Consider the following 22167-nt stretch of genomic DNA (forward strand, 5'->3'; position numbering starts at 1 on the left):
CGCCGGTACTCCGCCCGTCACCGGCGCTCATCCCGGACCGGGGCGGTGCCCCGGATCGGGTCAGCCCTCCGCACCGGGTCAGGACCCCGCATCGGGGCGGGGCCCCTGATCGGTGCAGGGGAAGGACGGGCGGTTCAGCGGACGGCGAACCGCGCCGGTGGCCCTCTGCGGAGGATGACGTGCCGTAGCAGGACTCCGCGCAACCGGCGGGCGATGGCCGGTGCGGACGGCCACGTGGGCAGCGGAGTGGCGCCCGCGCCCAGGACGCGCAGGGCGAGAGCGAGCGGGACGAACAGCAGGGCCGCGAGCGCGCGGCCGAGCCGGAAGACGGCCCGCTCACCGCGCCACAGCCACAATCCGCAGATCAGCGCGGCGAGAAGGTGGGCCGTGGCCATGCCGGGCCCGCCCGGACCCGCCCAGGGCCACGGCAGATGGTCCAGGGATGGGGTGGTGGTGGACATCGCGTCCGCGCCGTGGTGCATATGGCCCATGGCGCCACCGCTCATCGGGGTGGCACCCATGTCCCGTGTCCCCGGCGCCCCGGCGCCCGTGGCGCTTCCCGCCACGGGAGCGGCTGTCGCCTCCGCGAACCGGAACGCCATGTGCAGCCCGAGTTGCGCGACCACCGTCGCACCGGTCACGACCAGCGCTCCGCGCTCGCGCCCGGTGACCCACCACGCGGCGGCCGTCGTCCCGGCGAACGCGGCGGCCACGGCCCACACCGGCAGGGTGTCACCGGACATCAGCGTGTGTCCGAGCGCCGTGACCACGACGCACACCGCCGCGAACACGGCGGCTCGTGCGAGGCGGAAGGGTGGCCCGGCGGACATGGCAGCCATGGTGCCAGCCGTGGCCGGTGAGCGTGACGGGGGCTCAATCTTCATCACACGGGTGACAAGCGTGGCCCGTGAATCGCCCCCACCCGACCCCTGTGAGCCAGCTCACAGAAGTTGCCCGGAACTCATCCACGTGCCCATCCGACGACTCAACCGGCGCGGCCAGCAATGCGTCCGCCTACCGCCGTTGCCCCGAACCAGGAGTCGTCCATGTCCGCTGAACCCCTCGCCCCGGCCACGGGCGACTCCCCGGACGATGCCACCGACACCGAGCAACGCTCCCCCACCGGGCCGGGCGGCACCGGGCCGGGCGGGTCCGCCTGGGCCGCCCTGCGGCCGCTGGTGCTGCGGCTGCACTTCTACGCGGGCGTACTGGTCGCGCCGTTCCTGCTGGTCGCGGCCGTGACCGGGCTGCTGTACGCCGGGTCGTTCCAGGCCGAGAAGCTGGTCTACGGACATGAGCTGAGCGTCCCCGCGGGCGACCGCGAACTGCCCATCTCCCAGCAGGTGGCGGCCGCGCGCAAGGCCCACCCGGAGGGTGAGATCAGCGCCGTACGGCCCTCCCCCGAGGACGGCGCCACCACCCGGGTACTGCTCTCCGGCGTCCAGGGCGTCGATCCCGACCACACTCTGGCCGTCTTCGTCGACCCGTACACCGCGAAGGTGCGCGGGGCGCTGGAGCAGTACGGCTCCACCGGAGCGCTTCCGCTGCGCACCTGGATCGATGAATTCCACCGCGATCTGCACCTCGGGCAGTCCGGCCGCCTCTACAGCGAACTCGCGGCCAGCTGGCTGTGGGTCATCGCGCTCGGCGGTGTGGTGCTCTGGCTCAGCCGTCGCCGTAAGAAGCGCACACCGCGGGCCGTCGCCCTGCCCGACCGCGCCGCCACCGGCCGCAAGCGCACCATGTCCTTCCATGGAGCGGTCGGGCTGTGGGTGGCGCTGGGGCTGCTGTTCCTGTCCGCCACCGGTCTGACCTGGTCCACCTACGCGGGGGCCAACGTGGAGGATCTGCGCACCGCCATCGGCCAGACCACCCCGACCGTCTCGGCCACCGTCGGCGGCGGCGAACACGCCGGACACCACATGGGCTCCGGCTCGATGCCGGGGATGGACATGGGCGGTACGGGCGAGAAGGCCGGGCACACCGCCGATGTGGGCCTGGACGCCGTCCTGCGCGCCGCCCGCGCCGAGGATCTGGACAACCCCGTCGAGATCGTCCCGCCCGCCGAGCCGGGCAGTGCGTATGTCGTCAGCCAGATCCAGCGCAGCTGGCCCGAGAAGCAGGACTCGGTGGCCATCGACCCGGCCACGGGTGAGGCGACCGACGTCCAGCGGTTCGCCGACTATCCGGTGCTCGCCAAGCTCACCCGCTGGGGCATCGACCTCCACACCGGAAACCTCTTCGGCATCGTCAACCAGATCGCCCTGGCCGCCCTCGCGCTCGCGCTGATCCTCTTGATCGTCTGGGGCTATCGCATGTGGTGGCAGCGCGGCCGCGCCTCCGCGTTCGGCCGCCCGATCCCGCGCGGCGCGTGGCGGCGGGTGCCGGTGTATGTCCTCCTCCCCCTGGCCGCGGCCATCGCCGTGATCGGCTACTACCTGCCCCTTCTCGGCATCCCGCTCGCCGCTTTCGTGGCCGTCGACATCGTCGTGGGCGGGATCGCCCGCCGACGCGGCACCACACCGGCCTGAGCCGACGAGTCCGAGTCACGGCCGTTTGCCACCTCGGCAAGTAGGTTTGCCTCGCCCCGGGACGGGCTCGCATGGTGAGCCGTGGAGGTGGTCAAGGTGACCGATGAGCTGAAGAACGCCTACGACGTGGTGGTGATCGGCGGTGGCGCCGCGGGGCTGAGCGGAGCGCTGATGCTGGCTCGGGCGCGGCGCTCGGTGGTGGTGATCGACGCGGGCTCCCCGCGCAACGCCCCGGCCTCGGGCGTGCACGGACTGCTGGCCCGGGACGGGATCCCCCCGGCCGAGCTGGTGGAGCGGGGCCGGGCCGAGGTCCGCGGCTACGGCGGTCAGGTGGTGTCCGGCGAGGTGAGCGCCGTGGCCCGGGAGGAGACCGGGTTCCAGGTGACCCTGGCCGACGGCCGGAGTGTCCGCGCACTCCGGCTGCTGCTGGCCACCGGGCTGGTCGACGAGTTGCCGGACGTCCCCGGGCTGCGGTCCCGGTGGGGGCGGGATGTGGTGCACTGTCCGTACTGCCACGGCTGGGAGGTCCGCGACCAGGCCATCGGCGTACTGGGGAGCGGGCCGCTGTCGGTGCACCAGGCGATGCTCTTCCGGCAGTGGAGCGAGGATGTCACCTTCTTCACCCACACCTTGCCGATGCCGACCGGTGAGGAGGCGGAGCAACTGGCCGCCCGTGGCATCCGCGTGGTGAACGGCGAGGTGGCGTCCGTGGAAACCGTCGAGGATCGCCTCGTCGGCGTGCGCCTGCGCGACGGCGACGTGGTCAAGCGCGAGGCGCTGGTCGTCGCGCCCCGGATGGTGGCGCGCACCGGCTTCCTGGCGGAGCTCGGGCTGCGGCCGGTGGAACATCCGAGCGGCGCCGGTGAGCACGTCCCGTCCGACGCGACCGGCCGTACCGATGTGCCCGGGGTGTGGGTCGCGGGCAATGTCACCGATCTGTCCGCCCAGGTGGGTGCCGCCGCGGCGGCGGGCGCGACCGCGGCGGCACATATCAACGCGGATCTGATCGCCGAGGAGACCCGAGAGGCGGTCGCCGCGGCCCGGGCCCACGGCGAGGCGGCGTTCTCCGGGGAGGCGGCGCTCCCCGGGGAGGCGGCGTTCTCCGGGGAGGCGGAATCGCGGGTCTGCGAGGCGGTGTTGGGCGACCGACGTCACGGCCTGTGACGCCACCACCGCCGCGGGCCGGTGTCAGTAGACGGTGAGGCCGTAGGCGCTCAGCACCTCCTGGATCGGCTGGTAGTAGGTGGTGCCTCCGGAGGCGCAGTCCCCGGAGCCGCCCGAGAGAATGCCGATGATCTTGTCGCCCGCGTAGAGCGGACCGCCGCTGTCGCCCGGCTCGGCGCAGATATTGGTCTGGATCAGGCCGTAGACGATGTCACCGCCGCCGTAGTTCACGGTCGCGTCGAGCGCGGTGACCACACCGCACCGGACACCGGTCGTGGCGCCCCGGCGGCAGACCTGCTGGCCGACGTGGGCGGTGGCGGTCCCGGTGATGTCGACGGTCCCCACGGTCCCGGGGTGCGGAACGGCCGTGTTGGTGTACCGGACGACGCCGTAGTCGTCGCCCGGGAAGCTGGTCCCGGTCGTCGGGCCGACCTGCGTGGTCGTACCGGAGCCGGTGTACCAGGTGGCGTTGCCATCGGCGCAGTGGCCGGCGGTGACGAAGTAGTACGTGGCGCCGCTCTGCACATTGACCCCCGCGGAGCAGCGCACCCCCGTGGAGGAGTAGATCCCGTCGCCACCGGAGAGGAGGGTCCGCAGCGGGCCGTCGACCCGCTCGACGGTGACGGCACCGCCGAAGCGCTCAGCGGTGCGGTCGATCCTGGCCAGGTCGGCGCCCCGGACCGTGGAGCCGACGAGGACACGCAGCGTTCCGGTGCGCTCGTCCACGGTCCAGGCGGTGCCCGGGACATCCAGGGACTCCACGGCCGAGGCCGCACCGGACACGGACGCCGGCGCGGACGTTCGCGCGGACGAGGACGTGGACGGGGACGTGGCGGTGGACGCGGTCGTGGGCCCGGAGGAAGCGGCCGCGCTCGTGCCGACAGTCGCGAGGGCGGCCGTGACGAACAGACCGGACACCGCGGCGATCAACCGGAACCGACCACGTCTTCTGGTACGGCGTGCTGTTCTCACCCGAACCTCCTTGAAAGGGGCGACAGTTGGTCCAGCCGCCCCATTGTGCCCGTGGCCGGGCGGGGGCGTAACCCACCTCCCCGCGCCATCGCGGACCACCCTTGATCAGCGCATTGATCGATCGAGCGGTGCCGCGGACGTGCCGCGGACTCCCCGCCGACCGCGACGGCGAGGATGTTATAAATGCCGTTATGAGCAGACATGCTCGTCCGGCCCGGAGGCGGCTGGGGCCCCTGCCGCATCTGCGCAGCGTCGCCGGGCAGGCGTTCATCCTCCAGCTCCTGCTGATCCTGATCCTGGTGGCCGCCGCGGTGGCGGCCGTCGCCGCGGATGCCCGGGCTCACGGCACGGTCGACGCCCGTCGGCGATCGCTCGCGGTCGCCGAGACCTTCGCGCACGCTCCCGGCATGGCCCGGGCCATGAGCGGCGACAAACCGACATCGGCCCTGGAGTCGCATGCGGAGGCGGCACGGAAGCGCTCCGGCGTCGACAGCGTCGTCGTGTTCGACACTCGTGGCATCCGCCTCACCCACCCCGAGAAGCCCTTGATCGGCAAGCGGATCGTCGGGCCCGCCGGGCTGGTGCGGGACGAGCTGCGCGGAAAGACGATCTCGCAGACCTTCCGGGCCAGTCAGGGCCCGTCCGTCGTCTCGGCGGTCCCCGTCACCGGGGCCGATGGCACCTTCCTCGGCGGAGTGTCGGTCGGGGTCAAGATCCAGAGCGTGCACAGCACGGTCAACCGCCGGCTGCCGATGCTGCTCGGCAGCGGCGCCGGGGCGCTGGCCCTGGCCACGGGCGGGGCGGCGCTGCTGAACAGGCGGGTGCGGCGGCAGACCCACGGCCTGGGCGCCGCACAGATGACGCGGATGTACGAACACCATGACGCGGTGTTGCACTCGGTCCGCGAAGGGGTGCTGGTCCTGACGGCGGACAAGCGGCTGCTGCTCGTCAACGACGAGGCCCGGGAGCTGCTCCGGCTGGCTCCGGACGCCGAGGGGCGCCACATCGGCGCGCTCGGCCTCGAACCGCATCTGGCGGAGCTGCTGACGTCGGGACGGCGCGTCACGGACGAGGTGCACGCCTGCGGGGAGCGGCTACTTTCGGTGAACGTGCGGTCCACGGGCCGTGCGGGCACCCCCGCCGGGAGCGTGGTGACACTGCGGGACACCACCGCGCTGCGGGTGCTGTCCGACCGGGCGGTGGAGACGGGCGAGCGGCTGAAGCTGCTGTCCGAGGCCGGTGTGCGGATCAGTTCCACCCTGGAACTGACGGGCATCGCCGAGAAGCTGGTGGACGTGGCCGTCCCCCGGTTCGCCGATATCGTCGCCGTCGAGCTGCTGGGCCCCGTACTGCGCGGCGAGGAGCCCCAGCCGCCGTACGAGCCCCTGACACCACACCGGACCGCCGTCGGCGGGGCACCCGCCGAAGCCCCCCTCTTCCGCGTGGGCGAGCGGGTCGTTCACGCCCCGTCCACACCGCAGAGCCGGGCCGTGCGGACCGGAGCCGCCGTCCTCCTCCAGGCCGATCCGACGACCGCTACCGGCGAGTGGTCGGGCGAGGAGGCCCGCCGCCTCCTCGACCACGGGATCCACTCGCTGATCACCGTCCCGCTGCGGTTCCGCGGTGTCACCCTGGGGCTGGCCACCTTCTGGCGGGCCCGGCACCGTGCGCCGTTCGACGAAACGGATCTGGCGATCGCCGGGGAGCTCGCCGTGCGCACCGCCGTGTGTGTCGACAACGCCCGCCGCTACGCCCGCGAACACTCCATGGTCACCGCCCTCCAGCGCACCCTCCTCCCCGGCGCTCTGCCCGACCAGGACGCCGCGCGGGTGGCGGCCCGCTATCTGCCCGCGCCGGGCGGGACGGGCGGAAGCTGGTTCGATGTGATCCCGCTCCCCGGCGCCCGGGTCGCACTGGTCGTCGGGAAGGCGGCAGGGCAGGGCCTGCACGCCGCGGTCACGATGGGCCGGTTGCGCACGGCGGTGCAGAACTTCTCGGCCCGGGACGTGCCCCCGGATGAGCTCCTCTCCCATATGGACGAGCTGGTCACCCGACTCGACCTGGAGCATGACGCCGACGCGCACGGCCTCCGCATCGCGGGCGCCGGCTGTCTGTACGCGATCTACGACTCGGTGTCGGGCCATTGCACCGTGGCCCGGGCCGGCGATCCGGGCCTCGCGCTGGCCCACCCCGACGGCACCGTGGACATCCCCGCGGTGCCGGTCTCCCCGCCCCTGGGCCTGGGCGGGGAGCCCTTCGAGGCGGTCGACCTCGCACTGCCCGACGCAAGCCGTCTGGTGCTCTACACCAACGGTCTCCTCGAAGGCCACGACCGAACCGCCGACACCGGCCTGGACCTGCTGGGCCGCGCCCTCGCGGCCGATCCGCACCTCGACCCGGACGAGACCTGCCGGAGCCTGTTCCAGACTGTCCTTCCGCCCAGCCCGAGCGACGATGTCGCCCTCCTGGTGGCCCGCACCCGTCTGCTCGACCCGGAGAACGTGGCCGAGTGGGATGTGCCGCCCGACCCGGCGGCGCTCGCCCCGCTGCGCGCGGCCTGTGCCCACCGGCTACGGGCGTGGGGCCTGGAGGACGCCGTGTGCGCCGCCGAGCTGATCATCAGCGAACTGATCACCAACGCCCTGCGGTACGGCGCCCCTCCCGTACACCTACGACTGCTGCGCGGCCGCAGTCTGATCTGCGAGGTCTCCGACGGCAGCAGCACCGCACCCCATATGCGCCGCGCCGCGACCACCGACGAGGGCGGGCGCGGACTCTTCCTCGTCGCCCAGTTCGCCCAGCGCTGGGGCACCCGCTACACCCCGCACGGCAAGGTCATCTGGGCCGAGACCCCGCTGGACGGCCGCTGAACGCAGCGGCCCACGGATGCCCTGGCGACGACGGCCGATCGCCAACTCCCCGTAGCGGCCCATGCTTTGGCAAGCACACCAGACAACCAGCGGGAAGGTGCTTGGCTTCCCCCACCTCGGTGGTCGAGGCTGTGATCATGCACGAGGGACGGGGCCGCCAAGAGTACGTCGTGACGTCCGACCCCGAGGCGGTGTCCCGCGTGCGGGCCTCCCTGCTGCGCCACCCTGCCGGTGGCCGCGTGGGCGGGGGTGGCCGGCGCCGCCGTCATCATCGCGGCCATGGTCCTCCTCCTCGTCACCGTCGGCGCCGGCGCCTCCCGGCTCTGGGTGCTGGTGTTCGCCTGGCCCGCGGTGTTGTTCCTCTACGACGCCAGGCGCCGGTTCACCGCCCTACGGCGCCTGAAGCGGACCTGGGCGGTGAAGGGCGTATCCCCCGTGGCGATGCGCCTCTCCCCCGAGGGCCTGCGCTGCACCATTGACGCCGCGCCCGCCCCCGTGGTCCTCCCCTGGTCCGCGATCGCCCAGGTGCGGGTTACGGGCCAGGACCTCAGCGCGGTCCGGGTCGACCTCGTCCCCGGCGTGTCCGCCACCACCCCCGGAGTCGGCGGACTGGACCAGCCCGAGGCCCGCACGCGCATGCGACGCACCTGGAAGGGCCGAACGCGGCTGCGCTTCGCCATTTACGCCGTCCGCGAGCCCCTCAGCGACATCGACCAGGCGCTCGGCCACTTCTCGAACGGGCGCGTCGGCGTCCGCTGACGCGAGGGCGCGGGGCGCGGGGCGCCGGATTCGGGCATCAGGCGCCGGACATGGGGCGCCGGGCACCCGAAACGCCATGTCCGAATCCCGCCAGCTTTCCGGGTCCGAAAGACGCATGCTGGGAGCAGCGCAAGACAGAACGGCGACAAGAAGAGAGGGACCACAGCCATGACGGTCCACACGACGATCGACAGCCCGCTCGGCGAGCTGCTGCTGGTGGGCGAGGTGTCCGCCACCGCGACGGGGGGTACCGCGCTCATTTCCCTGTCCGTGCCCGGGCAGAAGGGCGGGGCCGTCGTCCAGGACGGCTGGAACGAGGACGCCGACGCGTTCACCGAGATCGTCTCCCAGCTGCGCTCCTACTTCGACGGCGAGCTCACCCGTTTCGACATCGAGTGCGTCGAGGGCGGTACGGAGTTCCAGCGCAGGGTCTGGCGGGCGCTGGAGTCCATTCCGTACGGCACCACGGTCAGCTACGGCGACATCGCCCGGCAGATCGGCGCCCCACGCACCGCGGTCCGCTCCGTGGGCACCGCGATCGGCCGCAATCCGCTGCTGGTCGTCCGGCCCTGCCACCGTGTCATCGGCGCCACCGGCGCGCTGACCGGCTATGCGGGCGGGCTGGAGTGCAAGGAGCGGCTCCTCGTCCACGAAGGCGCCCTCCAGACGGCCTGAGTCCTCCAGACGGCCTGAACACCTTCCCGGATCCCGGAGAACCCGGAGCACACCGATGAGCACCACGACCGACACCGCACGCCTCCACCAGCGCGTGGCCGCGGCCGACTGGACACAGCTGGCCGAGGAGCTGGACACCTACGGGTGCGCGCTCACACCACGGCTGCTGACCCCCGCGCAGTGCGCCCGCGTCGCCGGGCTCTATGAGCGGGACGAGCGGTTCCGGAGCACGATCGACATGGCCCGGCACCGCTTCGGCTCCGGCCAGTACCGCTACTTCACCCATGACCTGCCCGAACCGGTCGCGGAGCTGCGCGAGGCGCTCTATCCGCGGCTGCTGACCATCGCCCGTGACTGGGCGGAGCGGCTCGGCCGCCCGGCGCCCTGGCCGGACAGCCTCGAGAAGTGGCTGGCGATGTGCCATGAGGCCGGACAGGGCCGCTCGGCGCAGATCCTGCTGCGCTACGGACCCGGCGACTGGAACGCCCTGCACCGCGACGTGTTCGGCGAGATGCTCTTCCCGCTCCAGGTGGTGATCGGACTGGACGCGTACGGCACGGACTACACGGGCGGGGAGTTCCTGCTGGTCGAGCAGCGGCCCCGGGCCCAGTCCCGGGGCACCACGACCGTCCTCCAGCAGGGCCACGGCCTGATCTTCACCACCCGTGACCGCCCTGTGGCCACCAAGCGCGGCTGGTCGGCCGGGGTCATGCGGCACGGGGTCAGCACGGTGCGGTCCGGGCGGCGCCATGCGCTGGGGCTGGTCTTCCACGACGCCACCTGATGTCTCCCGCCAGTCCTCGTCCGCGGAGAATCCCCGTATGAACGCCCTGATCCCCCGCCCACGTCTCGAAGTGGCCCCCGGCGCCGTCCATGTGCCGGGCTGGCTCAGCCTCGAGCAGCAGCGGGAGCTGGTCGTCGCCTGCCGGGGCTGGGCCACCGGCCCGGTCCCGATCCGGCACACCAAGCTGCCGCGCGGGGGCGTCATGTCGGTGCGGACGGTGTGCATCGGCTGGCACTGGCAGCCTTATGCGTACACCCGCACCGCCGACGATGTGAACGGCGCCCGGGTCGCCGAATTCCCCGACTGGCTGGTCGAGTTGGGCCGTAGCGCCGTGGCCGACGCGTACGACGACGAGACGGCCGCTGAGGGTTACACCCCCGACACCGCACTCATCAACTTCTACGACGCCCAGGCGAAACTCGGCATGCACCAGGACAAGGACGAGCGGTCATCCGCCCCGGTGGTCTCGCTCACCATCGGCGACAGCTGCGTTTTCCGCTTCGGCAACACCGAGACCCGTACCAAGCCGTACACCGACCTCGAACTCGCCTCCGGGGATCTGTTCGTCTTCGGCGGCCCCTCCCGCTACGCGTACCACGCCGTCCCCAAGATCCTTCCGGGAACCGGCGACCCGGCCACCGGACTGAAGTCCGGACGGCTGAACATCACCATGCGGGTCACCGGCCTGGCCGATCCGACGCCGTCCCGCGATCACCCGGCGCCCGCGGGCCGCTGAGCCTCGAACTCGACGGGGAGCGTGGTCAGCGAGCGGATGAACGGGTTCTTGCTGTGGCCGATCTCGGAGGCGGGAACGCCCAGCCGAAGACCGGGGAACCGCCGGACCAGGCTCTCCAGGGCGATCTGCCCCTCCACCCTGGCCAGTGGCGCACCGATGCAGTAGTGGATGCCGTGGCCGAACTGGAGATGCACGGCGGATTCCCGCGTCAGGTCCAGCCGCTCGCCGTCGGTGAAGTGTGCCGGGTCGGAGTGTGCGGCGTCCATGTCCAGGAGCACCTGGTCGCCGGCGCGGATGGGTACGGAGCCGATCTCCACGTCCTCGTTGGCGAAACGCACGACGAGGATGCCCGGCCCGGCGTGCCGGAGCAGCTCCTCCAGGCCGCGCCCGGTCAGCTCGGGGTCCTTGCGCAGCAGCTCCATCTGGTCCGGCCGGGACAGCAGCGAGAAGACCGCGTTGCTGATGAAGCTGCCGGTCAGCTCGTATCCGGCGATCAGCATCATCCGGGCGGTGGCGACCACTTCGCGGTGGCTGAGCCGGTCGTCCTCGTGTGCGGACATCAGATCGCTGATCAGGTCGTCCTCGGGGGCCTTTCGCCGGGCCTCGGCGAGATCCTCCATATACGCCCACAGCTTGGCGGAGGCGTCCTGGGAGCGCGCGGCGGTGTCCGGGTCCAGCGGGGGCATGAGCATCAGATCGGCCCACTGGTGGAATTCGGTGCGGTCGGCGATGGGCACGCCGAGGAGTTCACAGATCACCTGCATGGGCAGCGGGATGGCCAGCGCGGTGACGAGATCGGCCCGGCCGTCGACGGCGATCCGGTCCAGCAGTGCGTCGGTGATCTCCTGCACCCGCGGCCGCAGGCTCTCCACCCTGCGGGTCGTGAACGCCTTGGCGAGCAGCCTGCGCAGCCGGGTGTGCTGGGGCGGATTGGTGCCGGGCAGCGTGTCCTCGAACAGCCCGCTGACCGGAGTGGTCTGGCCCTGGGAGGCGGCGTAGGCGGCGGCCGGGCTCATGGCGGGGTGTCCGAGACAGTCCCGGACGTCTTCGTAGCGGGAGACGAGCCACGCCGTGGTGCCGTTCATCGTGATCTGCCGGGGCGGGCCGTGTTTGCGCAGCTCCTCGGCGACGGTCTGCGGGTCGAGGATGCGAAGTCCTTCTTCGGGGGTGTCAGCCATGGCGGTACCACGTTCTCCTTCTGCTTGGGTGATGCCGATGCGGATGCCGGGTCGGCTGTGGTGTCGGCTCTGGCTCCGGTGTCAGCTCTGGCTCCGGGCGGGGATGATGTAGTCGGGGTCGGCCGTCCGTGGCGGCTCGCGCCGGGCCATGGCCGCGTCGATGGCGGGCCGGAGCCGGGCCGCCTTCAGCCGTTCGGCGGTCTCGTCGCGCTCCTTGAACTCGGGCATCACCTCGTTGGCGAAGAGCTCCAGCGATGCGCAGATGTGCTCGTGCCGGGTGCCGCCGCCCTGGACGAGGAAGATCGCCTGGTCCAGTCCGGCCTCCTCGTGCAGCCGCAGGAAGTCGCGTATCTGGCGCGGGGTGCCCACCGCGCCCCGGGCCGGATTGCCCAGTGGCATACCGGGCTTGCCAAAGGAGGAGCGGCCCATGCCGTGCTTGTCGCGGTCGCGCTGGAACTCCTCCCACAGCCGGGTGCGGCCGGGTGCGGCGGTGCCGAAGCCCGCGTAGAAGCCGAGGCCGAAGTTGAAGAACTGGACGCCGTCGACGGCGCGTTCCACCGCCGTGGTCTCGTCCTCGTGACAGAACATCGGAATGGTCGCGGCGATCTGCGCATTGACCGCGAACCCGGCGGGCACGCAGTCCGCCGACTCGATGCCCGAGTAGTAGGCGTCGACCCACTTCTTGGTCTCCGCCGGTCCGAAGAAGGAGAAGTTCAGCGCGCCGAGGCCCTTGGTGGCCGCGACGCGGATCGCGTCCCGGTTTCCGCAGGCCATCCACATCGGCGGATGTGGCTTCTGCCGCGGCTTGGGCAGCACATTGCGGATGGGAGCGGACACATACTTGCCCTCGCACCCGGCGAAGGGCTCCTCGACGAACATACGGGCGACGGCGTCCACCGCCTCCGCCCACTGGTCCCGTTTGACGGAGCGCTCCACGCCGAAGCCGCCCAGCTCGGTGGGGGTGGTGGACTCGCCCGTGCCGAAGTCCACGCGCCCGTCGGAGAGCAGATCCAGCGTGGCGATCCGCTCGGCGACCCGTGCCGTCGGATTGAACCCCGGGGGCATCAGGGCGACCGCATGGCCGATGCGGATGCGGCTGGTGCGCTGGCTGACCGCGCCGAGGAACACCTCCGGCGCCGACATATGTGAGTACTCCTCCAGGAAGTGGTGCTCAGGGCACCACACATGGTCGAAGCCCAGCCGGTCGGCCAGCTCGATCTCCTCCAACATCTCCTTGAACAGGCGGTGTTCGGAGTCCTGGGTCCAGGGGCGGGGCAGCTGGGCCCCGTACAGCAAGCCGAATTTCATGGCGCATCATCACTCTCGTCTGCTGGTCGTCGGCGGCGCCGGCTCGGTCAGTCGCGACCGTCCCAATACGTGTCGAGCACCTTCGCGCGCTGTTCCGGATCGACGAGGAGGGTGACCTTCTCATGGCCGTCCTCCACGATCGTGAACATGTTGTTGGTGAGGAAGACCTGCCCCTTGTCGATGGCGCGCCTGCGCCGACGCATCGCGGCCAGGATGGCCGGGCCATTGCCCTCACCGACACCGGCCCAGGCGTCATAGCTCCTGGGCCGGGTGGTGAAGCGGTAGGTGGTGCGCCAGTCGTGGTCCAGGGTCTTGGCCTGAAGCACGAGATAGCCGTCCCGCCGGATCAGCCGGAACGCACAGCCGTACTGCCACTGCACCTCCTCCTCGGACAGACGCAGCGGCTCGGTGAAGCACAGACCGGCATGGCCTACGTCGGCCAGCCACTCCTGCTCCTCGATGCGGACGAGCATCAGCATGTGTTCGGGGTCGGGGGCGAAGGTGTCACCGGGCAGATAGGTGCCTCCGCTGACGACGTCCAGGTCATAGCCCAATTCGCGGAGCAACCGGGCGAACAAGGTGTTCAGCTCCAGACACATGCCACCGTCGCCGGTCGGCACGATGACCTCGAACGCCTTGTCGATGTCTATGTCGGCCATGTTCTCCGCGCTGAGGCGGTGGGTGTGGTTGGTGTCGTAGGGGACCGTCATCAGATGGCTGCGGTGCAACTGCCGCAGGTTCGGCAGGGTGGGGGCGGGCGGCTGGGAGAACCCCAGATGCGCCAGGTATGTGTCCGTGTTGAACATGTGCGAGCCCTTTCTTGCCGCTTCGGTCGGTGCCGGTCCGGCTGAGCCGGGTGCGCTGGGTGCGCTGGGCGGAGTCACTGGTCACTCCCGGGCGGCTCCGGGAGGATCATCCGCATCGGCTTTCTCCAGCTCGTCCCGCAGTTGCCGGGCCAGCATCCGGAGCGTCGGGTGGTCGAAGACAAAGCTGGGAGGCAGCCGCAGCGCGGTGCGCTTGGCCAGGCGATCGCGTAGTTCCACCGCCATCAGTGAGTCCAGACCGATCTCGGTGAACAGGACGTCGGGGTCGAGGGTGGCGGCCGCCGAGTGTCCCAGAACCCGGGCAGCCTCCCGCTGCACCATGTCCAGCAGAATCCGCTCCCGCTCCTCCGGGGTGGCCCCGGTCAGTCGGCCGGTCACCAGGCCCTGATCGGCCGTGGCCCGAGGGGCAGCGGCTCGGCGAGCCGCCGGGGCGAGCCTGCCGAGCAGCGGGTGGACCGCCCCGCCGGCGGCTTGGGTGCGGAGCGCGCCGAGGTCCAGCTTGATGGGGAGGACCGTGGGTCCGTCCGTACGCAGCGCGGTGTCGAACAGTTCCATGCCCTCGGCCGGGGACAAGGGGGCGACACCGCCGCGTGTCATACGGCGCTGATCGGCATCGCCGAGGCGCCCTGTCATCCCCGTTCCGGCGGCCTGCTGCCACATGCCCCAGGCCAGGGACACGGCGGGCAGCCCCTGGGCCCGGCGCCGATGGGCCAGCGCGTCGAGGTAGGCGTTGGCGGCGGCGTAGTTGCCCTGGCCCGGGTTGCCCAGGGTGCCGGCGGCGGAGGAGAACAGGACGAAGGCGGAGAGGTCCAGGCCCCGGGTCAGCTCATGCAGATGGAACGCCCCGTCCACCTTCGGCCGGAACACCGCGTCCATACGCTCCGGGCTCAACGCCGTCAGCACACCGTCGTCCAGAACACCGGCCGTATGCACCACCGCCGACAGCGGAGCATCCCCGGGAACGGCATCCAGCAGCCCGGCCACCGCATCCCGGTCCGCCACATCACACGCCACGAACCGCACCCGCGCACCCGCCCCCACCAGCTCCGCCTCCAACTCGGCGGCGCCCACGGCCTCGGGCCCGCGCCGACTGGCCAACACCAGACTCCGCACCCCATGCACCGCCACCAGATGCCGCGCCACCACCGCGCCCAGCCCCCCCGTACCACCCGTGACCAACACCGTCCCGCCGGAACCCAAACCACCCGGACCAGCTTGGGGCACATCCGCGATACGAGTGAGGTGTCGGGCGAAGCAGGTGGCATCGCGCAGGGCGAGTTGGCGTTGGTCACCGGCGAGCAGTGCGGATGGCAACGCGGTGGGTATCGGCGCTTCGTCGATGTCGAGGAGGAGAATCCGCCCGGGGTTCTCCGCCTGTGCGGACCCCACCAGGCCCCATACGGCGGCCGCTGCTGGATCGACCGGATCGGCCTCCCGGACGGCGACAGCACCCCGGGTCACCACGACCAGTCGGCTGGACGCCAACGAGGGCTCGGCCAGCCACGCCTGTACGACCCGCAGCACCCTCCCGGTCAGCTCCCGCACATCGCCTTTACCGCCGCCGAGGTCCAGCAGCAGCGCGTCCGGCGGGAAAGTCTCCGGGGTGGTGGCCAGATGGTGTACGTCCTCGGTGTCGCCCACCGATACGGGTTCCACGGTCGTGCCGTCCGGCCGAACCGGCAGTTCCTCCCACGCGATGCGGAACATCCGGTCCGCCGTCGCCGCCGTGCCGAACTGCTCGGCGCCGACCGGACGGGACACCACCGAGCCCACCGAGGCCACGGGGGCACCGCTCTCATCGGCCAGTTCCAGGGACATGGTGTTCGGACCGGACGGTGTCACACGTACCCGCAGCGCTGAGGCCCCGGAGGCATGCAACGCCACCTCGCGATAGGCGAACGGCAGTACGAGCCCCGCATCGGCTTCGTCGCGATCGTGGAAGGCGATGGTGTGCATGGCGGCATCGAGGAGTGCCGGATGCAGCCCGAACCCCGCCGCCTGAACCCGATGTTCCTCCGGCAGAGCCACCTCGGCACACACCGCACCATCCAGCCGCCAGGCCGCCCGCACCCCCTGAAACACCGGCCCATACCGATAGCCGACCTGTTCCAGGCCGTCATACAGGCCCTCCACTTCCCCCGGATCCACCGCCACGGCACCCGCCGGAGGCCACACCGACAGCCCCGTGTCGGGAGCGGAGATCTCATCCGCGCGGCACAACGTCCCTGTGGCGTGCCGCACCCACGCAGCCCCCAGACCGGCATCTTCCGCCCGCGAATACACCCGCACACCGCGCCGACCGTCCTCATCGGCCGCCCCCACACTCACCCGCACCTGAACCGCCCCGCTCTCCGCCAACACCAGCGGAGCCTCCATCACCAGCTCCTCCACCCCACCGCAACCGACCTCATCACCGGCCCGGACCGCCAACTCCACAAACGCCGCCCCCGGCAACAACACCGCACCCGCAGCCACATGATCAGCCAGCCACGGATGAGACCCCAACGACAACCGCGAGGTGAACAACACCTCACCCGACCCCGGCACCTCCATCACCGCACCCAACAACGGATGCTCCACCCCCGCCAGCCCGGCAGACGTCACATCACCGGCGCCACGCCCGTCCCCCACCAACCAGTAATGCTCACGTTGGAACGCATACGTCGGCAGATCCGAGATATGGGCGGGCAGAACCGTGTTGCCGAACAGGGCACCGAAATCGATGCGTACGCCTGCCACATGCAGGTGCGCGACGGCGGACATCAGCGCCCGGGGCTCGTCGCCCTCCCGCCGCAACGACGGCACCACCACGGGCTGCTCGGCCGCCTCTTCCGGCACGCAGTCCCCGACCATCGCGGACAGCACCGCATCCGGCGCCAATTCCAGGTACGTGCTGACGCCATAGTCGGCAAACGCCCGCACACCGTCCGCGAACCGCACCGCCGAACGGACATGCTCCACCCAGTACTCGGGGGAACACACCGTCTCCGTGTCTGCTAGCCGCCCGGTCACGTTGGAGACCAGGGGGATCAGCGGTGCAGCGAACGACACGTCGGCGATCGCCTCCCGGAACTCCTGAAGCATGGGCTCCATACGTGCGGAGTGGAACGCGTGCGAGACGGTCAGACGCCTCGTCCGGCACTCCTGCCCCGACAACTCCTCCGCCACCCGTAGCACCGGCTCCTCATCACCGGAGAGCACCACCGCCGCAGGCCCGTTCACCGCCGCGATATCCACCCCCGACACCAGCAGCGAACGCACCCGCTCCTCACCCGCACCCACCGCCACCATCGCGCCACCCTCCGGCAACGCCTCCATCAACCGACCCCGCGCCGCCACCAACACCGCCGCATCCCCCAACGACAACACACCCGCCACATGCGCCGCCGCCACCTCACCGATCGAATGCCCACCGACGACATCCGGCACCACACCCCACGACTCCACCAACCGGAACAACGCCGTCTCCAGCGCGAACAACCCCGCCTGAGCAAACACCGTCCGCTCCAACAACTCACCATCCCCGAACACCACCTCCCGCACCGAACCCCCCACCCCACCCGCACCCAACTCCCCATCCAACGCCTCACACACCACATCGAACGCATCCCGGAACACCGGGAACGCCTCATACAACCCACGCCCCATCCCCACCCGCTGACACCCCTGACCAGCGAACAACACCCCCAACCGACCACGCACCACCGAACCCGACACCACCCCAGCAGCCGACTCACCCCGCGCCACCGCACCCAACCCCGCCAACGCCTCCCAACGATCCCCCGCCACCACCACCGCACGATCCGACAACCCCGCCCGACCACAACCCAACGCAACACCCAGCTCGCTCAGATCGAGCTGCGACTCGTCCGCAAGGAAGGACCGCAGGCGACGCGCCTGGGCCCGCAAGGCCGCGTCACCACGCCCCGACACCACCAGCGGCACAGGGATGCCCTTCGGCCAAGACATCGCCGGGTCGGTCGGCTCGGTCGCCGACGCCGGCGCCTGTTCCAAGATGACGTGGGCGTTGGTGCCGCTGACGCCGAACGCGGACACACCAGCCCTGCGTGGACGCCCGACCTGCGGCCACACGCGCTCCTCGGTCAGCAGTTCCACCGCACCCGCCGACCAATCCACCTGGGACGTAGGTTCCTCCACATGCAGTGTCCGAGGCGCGATGCCATGCCGCAGCGCCAACACCATCTTGATCACACCGGCCACCCCCGCAGCCGCCTGCGCATGGCCGATGTTCGACTTCAACGACCCCATCAACAGCGGGCGATCGCGGTCCTGACCATATGTGGCCAGCACCGCCTGCGCCTCGATGGGATCGCCCAGCGCCGTACCCGTGCCATGCGCCTCGACCACATCCACCTCGGCGGCCGACACACCCGCACTGGCCAGTGCCTGCCGAATAACGCGCTGCTGCGACGGACCATTCGGCGCCGTCAGACCGTTCGACGCACCGTCCTGGTTCACCGCACTGCCCCGCACCACCGCCAACACCCGATGGCCACGCCGCTCCGCGTCCGACAACCGCTCCAGCGCCAACACACCCACGCCCTCGGCCCACCCCGTACCGTCAGCCGAGGCGGCGAAGGACTTGCACCGGCCATCGATCGACATGCCGCGCTGGCGCGAGAAGGCGATGAAGATGCCGGGCGTGGGCATCACCGTGACACCACCGGCCAGGGCGATCGAACACTCACCGGCTCGCAACGCCTGAGCCGCCAGATGCAACGCCACCAGGGACGAGGAGCATGCCGTGTCCACCGCGACCGACGGGCCCTCGAAGCCAAGCGCATAGGACACCCGTCCCGACAGCACACTGGCCGAGGCGCCGAGGCCCAGCATGCCCTCGAGCTCGGCGGGCACCGACTCCACACCCGACCCGTAGTTGTGGTAGGTCACCCCGGAGAAGACGCCCACGTCCTTGCCCCGCAGGGTGGTGGGGTCGATTCCGGCCCGCTCCAGCGCTTCCCACGAGGTTTCCAGCATCAGGCGCTGTTGCGGGTCCACCGCCAGCGCCTCACGTGGCGAGATCCCGAAGAAGCCCGCGTCGAACTCCCCGGCATCGTGCAGAAATCCGCCTTGGTGCGCATAGCTGGTGCCGGGGTGGTCCGGGTCCGGATGGAACAGGTTCTCCAGATCCCAGCCACGGTTCACCGGGAAGTCGCTGATCCCATCCCGGCCCTGAAGCACCAGCTCCCATAGCTCTTCCGGAGTGGAGACTCCTCCCGGCAGTCGACACGCCATGCCCACGATCGCCACCGGCTCGGTCGAAAGGGCCCCGGACGCTGATGTCGGCTCCGCGCCTTCCTCCAGGGCCTGGGCCGCTGCCGTGTCCCCGATGAGCTCGTCGCGTAGGAAGTCGGCGAGAATCAGGGGCGTGGGGTAGTCAAAGAGCAGGGTGGTCGGCAGCGTACGGTCGGTGAGTGCGTTCAAACGGTTGCGCAACTGCACGGCGGTGGCCGAGTCGAACCCGATCTGGTTGAACACCATGTCCGGTTCGATGGCGTCCAGCGAGGGATGGCCCAAGACGCCTGCGGTCTCCTGGCGGACGGTCTCCAGCAGGATGCGTTCCTGCTCCTGCGCTGACTCCCCACGAAGGCGGGCGGTCAACGCGCCGGTCTCCTCGGGCAATTCGGCCATGCCCGGTAGCTGATCGTCTATGGATCCCGCGTCGGCGGGGGCCGCACTCTTGAGCCAGTAATGCTGGTGTTGGAAGGCGTAGGTCGGCAGGTCACACGCGGTGTGTGCGGAAGCCTTGCCGAGCAGGGCGGACCAGTCGACGGGGACACCGCGTACGTATGCCTCGGCCAGGGAGGTGAGCACGCGGCGCATCCCGCCCTCGTCCCGGCGGAGCGTCCCGGTCACCACAACGGGCCCGGCGTCCGCTTGCTCCGCCGCCGCCTCAATGCTCATCGTCAGCACCGGATGCGCACTCACCTCAACGAAAGCCCGGAAGTCCTCTTCCAGCAGGCGCTCGATGGACGGGGCGAAGCGGACGGTGCTGCGCAGATTGCGGTACCAGTACCCGGCATCCAACTCGGCCGTATCCACCCACTCCCCCTCCACCGTGGAGAAGAACGGGATACGTGAGGACACCGGCCGCACCTGCGACAACGACCGGGCCAACTCCTCCTCGACCGCCTCCACCTGCGCCGTATGCGAGGCGTAATCCACATCAACCCACCGCGCCCGCACCCCCACCCCCTCGCACTCCCCCACCAGCTCCCGCAACGCCTCCCGCTCACCAGCCACCACCACCGACAACGGCCCATTCACCGCCGCCACCCCAACCCGACCCGACCACCCCTCAACCAACAACTCCGCCTCACCCACACCCACAGCCAGCGACACCATCCCACCCCGACCCGACAACCCAGCCGCGATCGCCCGACTACGCAACACCACCACACGCGCCGCATCCTCCAACGACAACCCACCCGCCACACACGCCGCCGCAATCTCCCCCTGCGAATGACCCACCACCACCGACGGCACCACACCAGCCGCCAACCACACCCGCGCCAACCCCACCATCACCGCAAACGACACCGGCTGCACCACATCAACCCGCTCCAACGACACACCACCCCCCACACCCCGCACCACATCCACCAACGACCACCCCGTCAACGGATCCAACACCCCCGCACACTCCGCCAAACACTCCGCAAACACCACACTCGACTCCAACAACTCCGCACCCATCCCCACCCACTGCGCCCCCTGACCAGGAAAGACAAACGCCACCCGACCCCGAACATCAGCCCTCCCCGCCCCACCACCCTCCGCCACCACCGCCAGCCCCGCCAACGCCTCCTCCCGATCCCCCGCCACCACCACCGCACGATCCGACAACGCGGCCCGACCACAGGCCAGCGCCGCCCCCAGCTCCCCCACACCCACATCCGGGTGACCCTCAACGAAGTCCAGCAACCTCCGCGCCTGCCCCCGCAACCCCGCACCACCACGCCCCGACACCACCAACGGCACCACACCACCGTCCGAAGCCTCCGGCACCACCTCCGTGGCCACTTCCGGAGCCTGCTCCAAAATCACATGAGCGTTCGTCCCGCTCACCCCGAACCCCGACACCCCCACCCGACGCGGACGCCCCACCTCAGGCCACACCCGCTGCTCAGTCAGCAACTCCACCGCACCCGACGACCAATCCACCTGCGGCGACGGCTCATCCACATGCAACGTCCTCGGCAACACCCCACACCGCAACGCCAACACCATCTTGATCACACCAGCCACACCCGCAGCCGCCTGCGCATGACCAATATTCGACTTCAACGACCCCAACCACAACGGACGCCCCTCAGGCCGATCCTGGCCATACGTGGCCAACACCGCCTGCGCCTCAATCGGATCACCCAGCGCCGTCCCCGTCCCATGCGCCTCCACCGCGTCCACATCGCCCGCCACCAGCCCCGCACCCGCCAACGCCTGCCGGATCACCCGCTGCTGCGACGGACCATTCGGCGCCGTCAACCCATTCGACGCACCGTCCTGATTCACCGCAGTGCCCCGCACCACAGCCAACACCCGGTGACCGTTCCGCTCGGCGTCCGACAGCCGCTCCACCAGCAGCACACCCGCGCCCTCGGAGAAGCCGGTGCCGTCCGCCGAGGCCGCGAAGGCCCTGCAACGGCCGTCCTTGGACATCCCGCGCTGCCGCGAGAAGCCGACGAAGATGCCCGGGTTGGCCATGACGGTCACACCTCCGGCCAACGCCATCGAGCACTCGCCCAATCGCAGCGCCTGTACGGCCAGGTGCAGCGCCACCAGCGACGAGGAACACGCCGTATCCACCGCGACAGAGGGACCCTCGAAACCGAGCGCATAAGACACCCGCCCCGACAGGACGCTCGCCGATGTGCCCGTCCCCATGACCGCTTCAAGCTCCTCGGGGACCCGCGCTCCGGAGCCGTAGCTGTGGTACGTCACCCCGGAGAAGACGCCGATGTCCTTGCCCCGCAAGGCGGTCGGGTCGATACCGGCGCGTTCGAACGCCTCCCAGGAGGTCTCGAGCATGATGCGCTGTTGCGGATCCATCGCCAGCGCCTCACGTGGCGAGATGCCGAAGAAGCCCGCGTCAAACTCCCCCGCGTCGCGCAGAAAGCCACCCTCGCGGACATAGCTGGTGCCCGGGTGGTCCGGATCCGGGTCGAAGAGGTTCTCCAGATCCCAGCCACGGTCCTCCGGAAACCCTCCGATCGCGTCACCACTCTCCATCACCAGGTCCCACAGCTCCTCCGGCGTGGTCACCCCACCCGGCAACCGACACGCCATCCCCACGATCGCGATCGGCTCCGACAGGCCGCGACGTATGTCGGCGTTCTCCCGCTCAA

At 70.7% G+C, this 22167-nt stretch carries 13 protein-coding genes; 7 read left to right on the top strand and 6 right to left on the bottom strand.

The window, feature by feature from the left end; all coding sequences use genetic code 11:
* Positions 1-134 precede the first annotated feature (134 nt).
* Positions 135-830 (bottom strand): hypothetical protein, encoded by a 696-nt coding sequence (locus ACJX2R_RS06360; protein ID WP_413099191.1) that lies wholly within the window; start codon positions 828-830, stop codon positions 135-137.
* A 216-nt stretch (positions 831-1046) separates the two neighbouring features.
* Here ACJX2R_RS06360 and ACJX2R_RS06365 point away from each other — a divergent pair, with 216 nt between their 5' ends.
* Both ACJX2R_RS06365 and ACJX2R_RS06370 read left to right on the top strand, forming a co-directional pair.
* Complete coding sequence (locus ACJX2R_RS06365; RefSeq protein ID WP_413099192.1) at positions 1047-2531, top strand: PepSY-associated TM helix domain-containing protein; 1485 nt, start codon at positions 1047-1049, stop codon at positions 2529-2531.
* 96 nt (positions 2532-2627) lie between these two features.
* Positions 2628-3695: an NAD(P)/FAD-dependent oxidoreductase gene (locus ACJX2R_RS06370; RefSeq protein WP_413099193.1), complete on the top strand. Its 1068-nt coding sequence runs from the start codon at positions 2628-2630 to the stop codon at positions 3693-3695.
* Positions 3696-3719: 24 nt separating this feature from the next.
* On the opposite strand, the gene ACJX2R_RS06375 is transcribed toward ACJX2R_RS06370, so the two are convergent.
* A complete protein-coding gene (locus ACJX2R_RS06375) occupies positions 3720-4667 on the bottom strand; it encodes a S1 family peptidase (protein WP_413099194.1) in 948 nt (315 codons plus the stop codon).
* Positions 4668-4858: 191 nt separating this feature from the next.
* Here ACJX2R_RS06375 and ACJX2R_RS06380 point away from each other — a divergent pair, with 191 nt between their 5' ends.
* From ACJX2R_RS06380 to ACJX2R_RS06400, 5 genes are all read left to right on the top strand, one after another.
* Entirely contained in the window at positions 4859-7537 is a 2679-nt protein-coding gene (locus ACJX2R_RS06380; RefSeq protein ID WP_413099195.1) for a SpoIIE family protein phosphatase, read from the top strand.
* A gap of 231 nt (positions 7538-7768) precedes the next feature.
* Positions 7769-8296, top strand: a complete 528-nt coding sequence (locus ACJX2R_RS06385; RefSeq protein ID WP_413099196.1) for a hypothetical protein — start codon at positions 7769-7771, stop codon at positions 8294-8296.
* Between the two features lie 168 nt (positions 8297-8464).
* The gene (locus tag ACJX2R_RS06390) at positions 8465-8971 is read left to right on the top strand and encodes a methylated-DNA--[protein]-cysteine S-methyltransferase (protein WP_413099197.1); all 507 of its coding nucleotides are present in this window, start codon (positions 8465-8467) and stop codon (positions 8969-8971) included.
* A 55-nt stretch (positions 8972-9026) separates the two neighbouring features.
* A complete protein-coding gene (locus ACJX2R_RS06395; protein WP_413099198.1) occupies positions 9027-9755 on the top strand; it encodes a 2OG-Fe(II) oxygenase in 729 nt (242 codons plus the stop codon).
* Between the two features lie 37 nt (positions 9756-9792).
* Positions 9793-10491, top strand: a complete 699-nt coding sequence (locus tag ACJX2R_RS06400) for an alpha-ketoglutarate-dependent dioxygenase AlkB family protein (protein WP_413099199.1) — start codon at positions 9793-9795, stop codon at positions 10489-10491.
* Here ACJX2R_RS06400 and ACJX2R_RS06405 read toward each other — a convergent pair.
* From ACJX2R_RS06405 to ACJX2R_RS06420, 4 genes are all read right to left on the bottom strand, one after another.
* A complete protein-coding gene (locus tag ACJX2R_RS06405) occupies positions 10467-11669 on the bottom strand; it encodes a cytochrome P450 (protein WP_413099200.1) in 1203 nt (400 codons plus the stop codon). The two genes, ACJX2R_RS06400 and ACJX2R_RS06405, sit on opposite strands and share 25 nt — an antisense overlap.
* 81 nt (positions 11670-11750) lie before the next feature.
* The gene (locus ACJX2R_RS06410) at positions 11751-12977 is read right to left on the bottom strand and encodes an LLM class flavin-dependent oxidoreductase (RefSeq protein WP_413099201.1); all 1227 of its coding nucleotides are present in this window, start codon (positions 12975-12977) and stop codon (positions 11751-11753) included.
* A 47-nt stretch (positions 12978-13024) separates the two neighbouring features.
* Entirely contained in the window at positions 13025-13783 is a 759-nt protein-coding gene (locus ACJX2R_RS06415) for an arylamine N-acetyltransferase family protein (protein WP_413099202.1), read from the bottom strand.
* 81 nt (positions 13784-13864) lie between these two features.
* Positions 13865-22114, bottom strand: a complete 8250-nt coding sequence (locus ACJX2R_RS06420; protein ID WP_413105781.1) for a type I polyketide synthase — start codon at positions 22112-22114, stop codon at positions 13865-13867.
* Positions 22115-22167 lie beyond the last annotated feature (53 nt).

Source organism: Streptomyces sp. Inha503 (genome assembly GCF_047215865.1).
GTDB classification, from domain to species: Bacteria; Actinomycetota; Actinomycetes; order Streptomycetales; family Streptomycetaceae; genus Streptomyces; species Streptomyces lycopersici.

What these genes read in the sequence shown, in the direction of transcription:
- ACJX2R_RS06405 (WP_413099200.1), bottom strand. Translation starts at nt 11,669, where the DNA reads ATGGCTGACACCCCCGAAGAAGGACTTCGCATCCTCGACCCGCAGACC.
- ACJX2R_RS06390 (WP_413099197.1), top strand. Translation starts at nt 8,465, where the DNA reads ATGACGGTCCACACGACGATCGACAGCCCGCTCGGCGAGCTGCTGCTG.
- ACJX2R_RS06415 (WP_413099202.1), bottom strand. Translation starts at nt 13,783, where the DNA reads ATGTTCAACACGGACACATACCTGGCGCATCTGGGGTTCTCCCAGCCG.
- ACJX2R_RS06410 (WP_413099201.1), bottom strand. Translation starts at nt 12,977, where the DNA reads ATGAAATTCGGCTTGCTGTACGGGGCCCAGCTGCCCCGCCCCTGGACC.
- ACJX2R_RS06365 (WP_413099192.1), top strand. Translation starts at nt 1,047, where the DNA reads ATGTCCGCTGAACCCCTCGCCCCGGCCACGGGCGACTCCCCGGACGAT.
- ACJX2R_RS06360 (WP_413099191.1), bottom strand. Translation starts at nt 830, where the DNA reads ATGTCCGCCGGGCCACCCTTCCGCCTCGCACGAGCCGCCGTGTTCGCG.
- ACJX2R_RS06395 (WP_413099198.1), top strand. Translation starts at nt 9,027, where the DNA reads ATGAGCACCACGACCGACACCGCACGCCTCCACCAGCGCGTGGCCGCG.
- ACJX2R_RS06400 (WP_413099199.1), top strand. Translation starts at nt 9,793, where the DNA reads ATGAACGCCCTGATCCCCCGCCCACGTCTCGAAGTGGCCCCCGGCGCC.
- ACJX2R_RS06380 (WP_413099195.1), top strand. Translation starts at nt 4,859, where the DNA reads ATGAGCAGACATGCTCGTCCGGCCCGGAGGCGGCTGGGGCCCCTGCCG.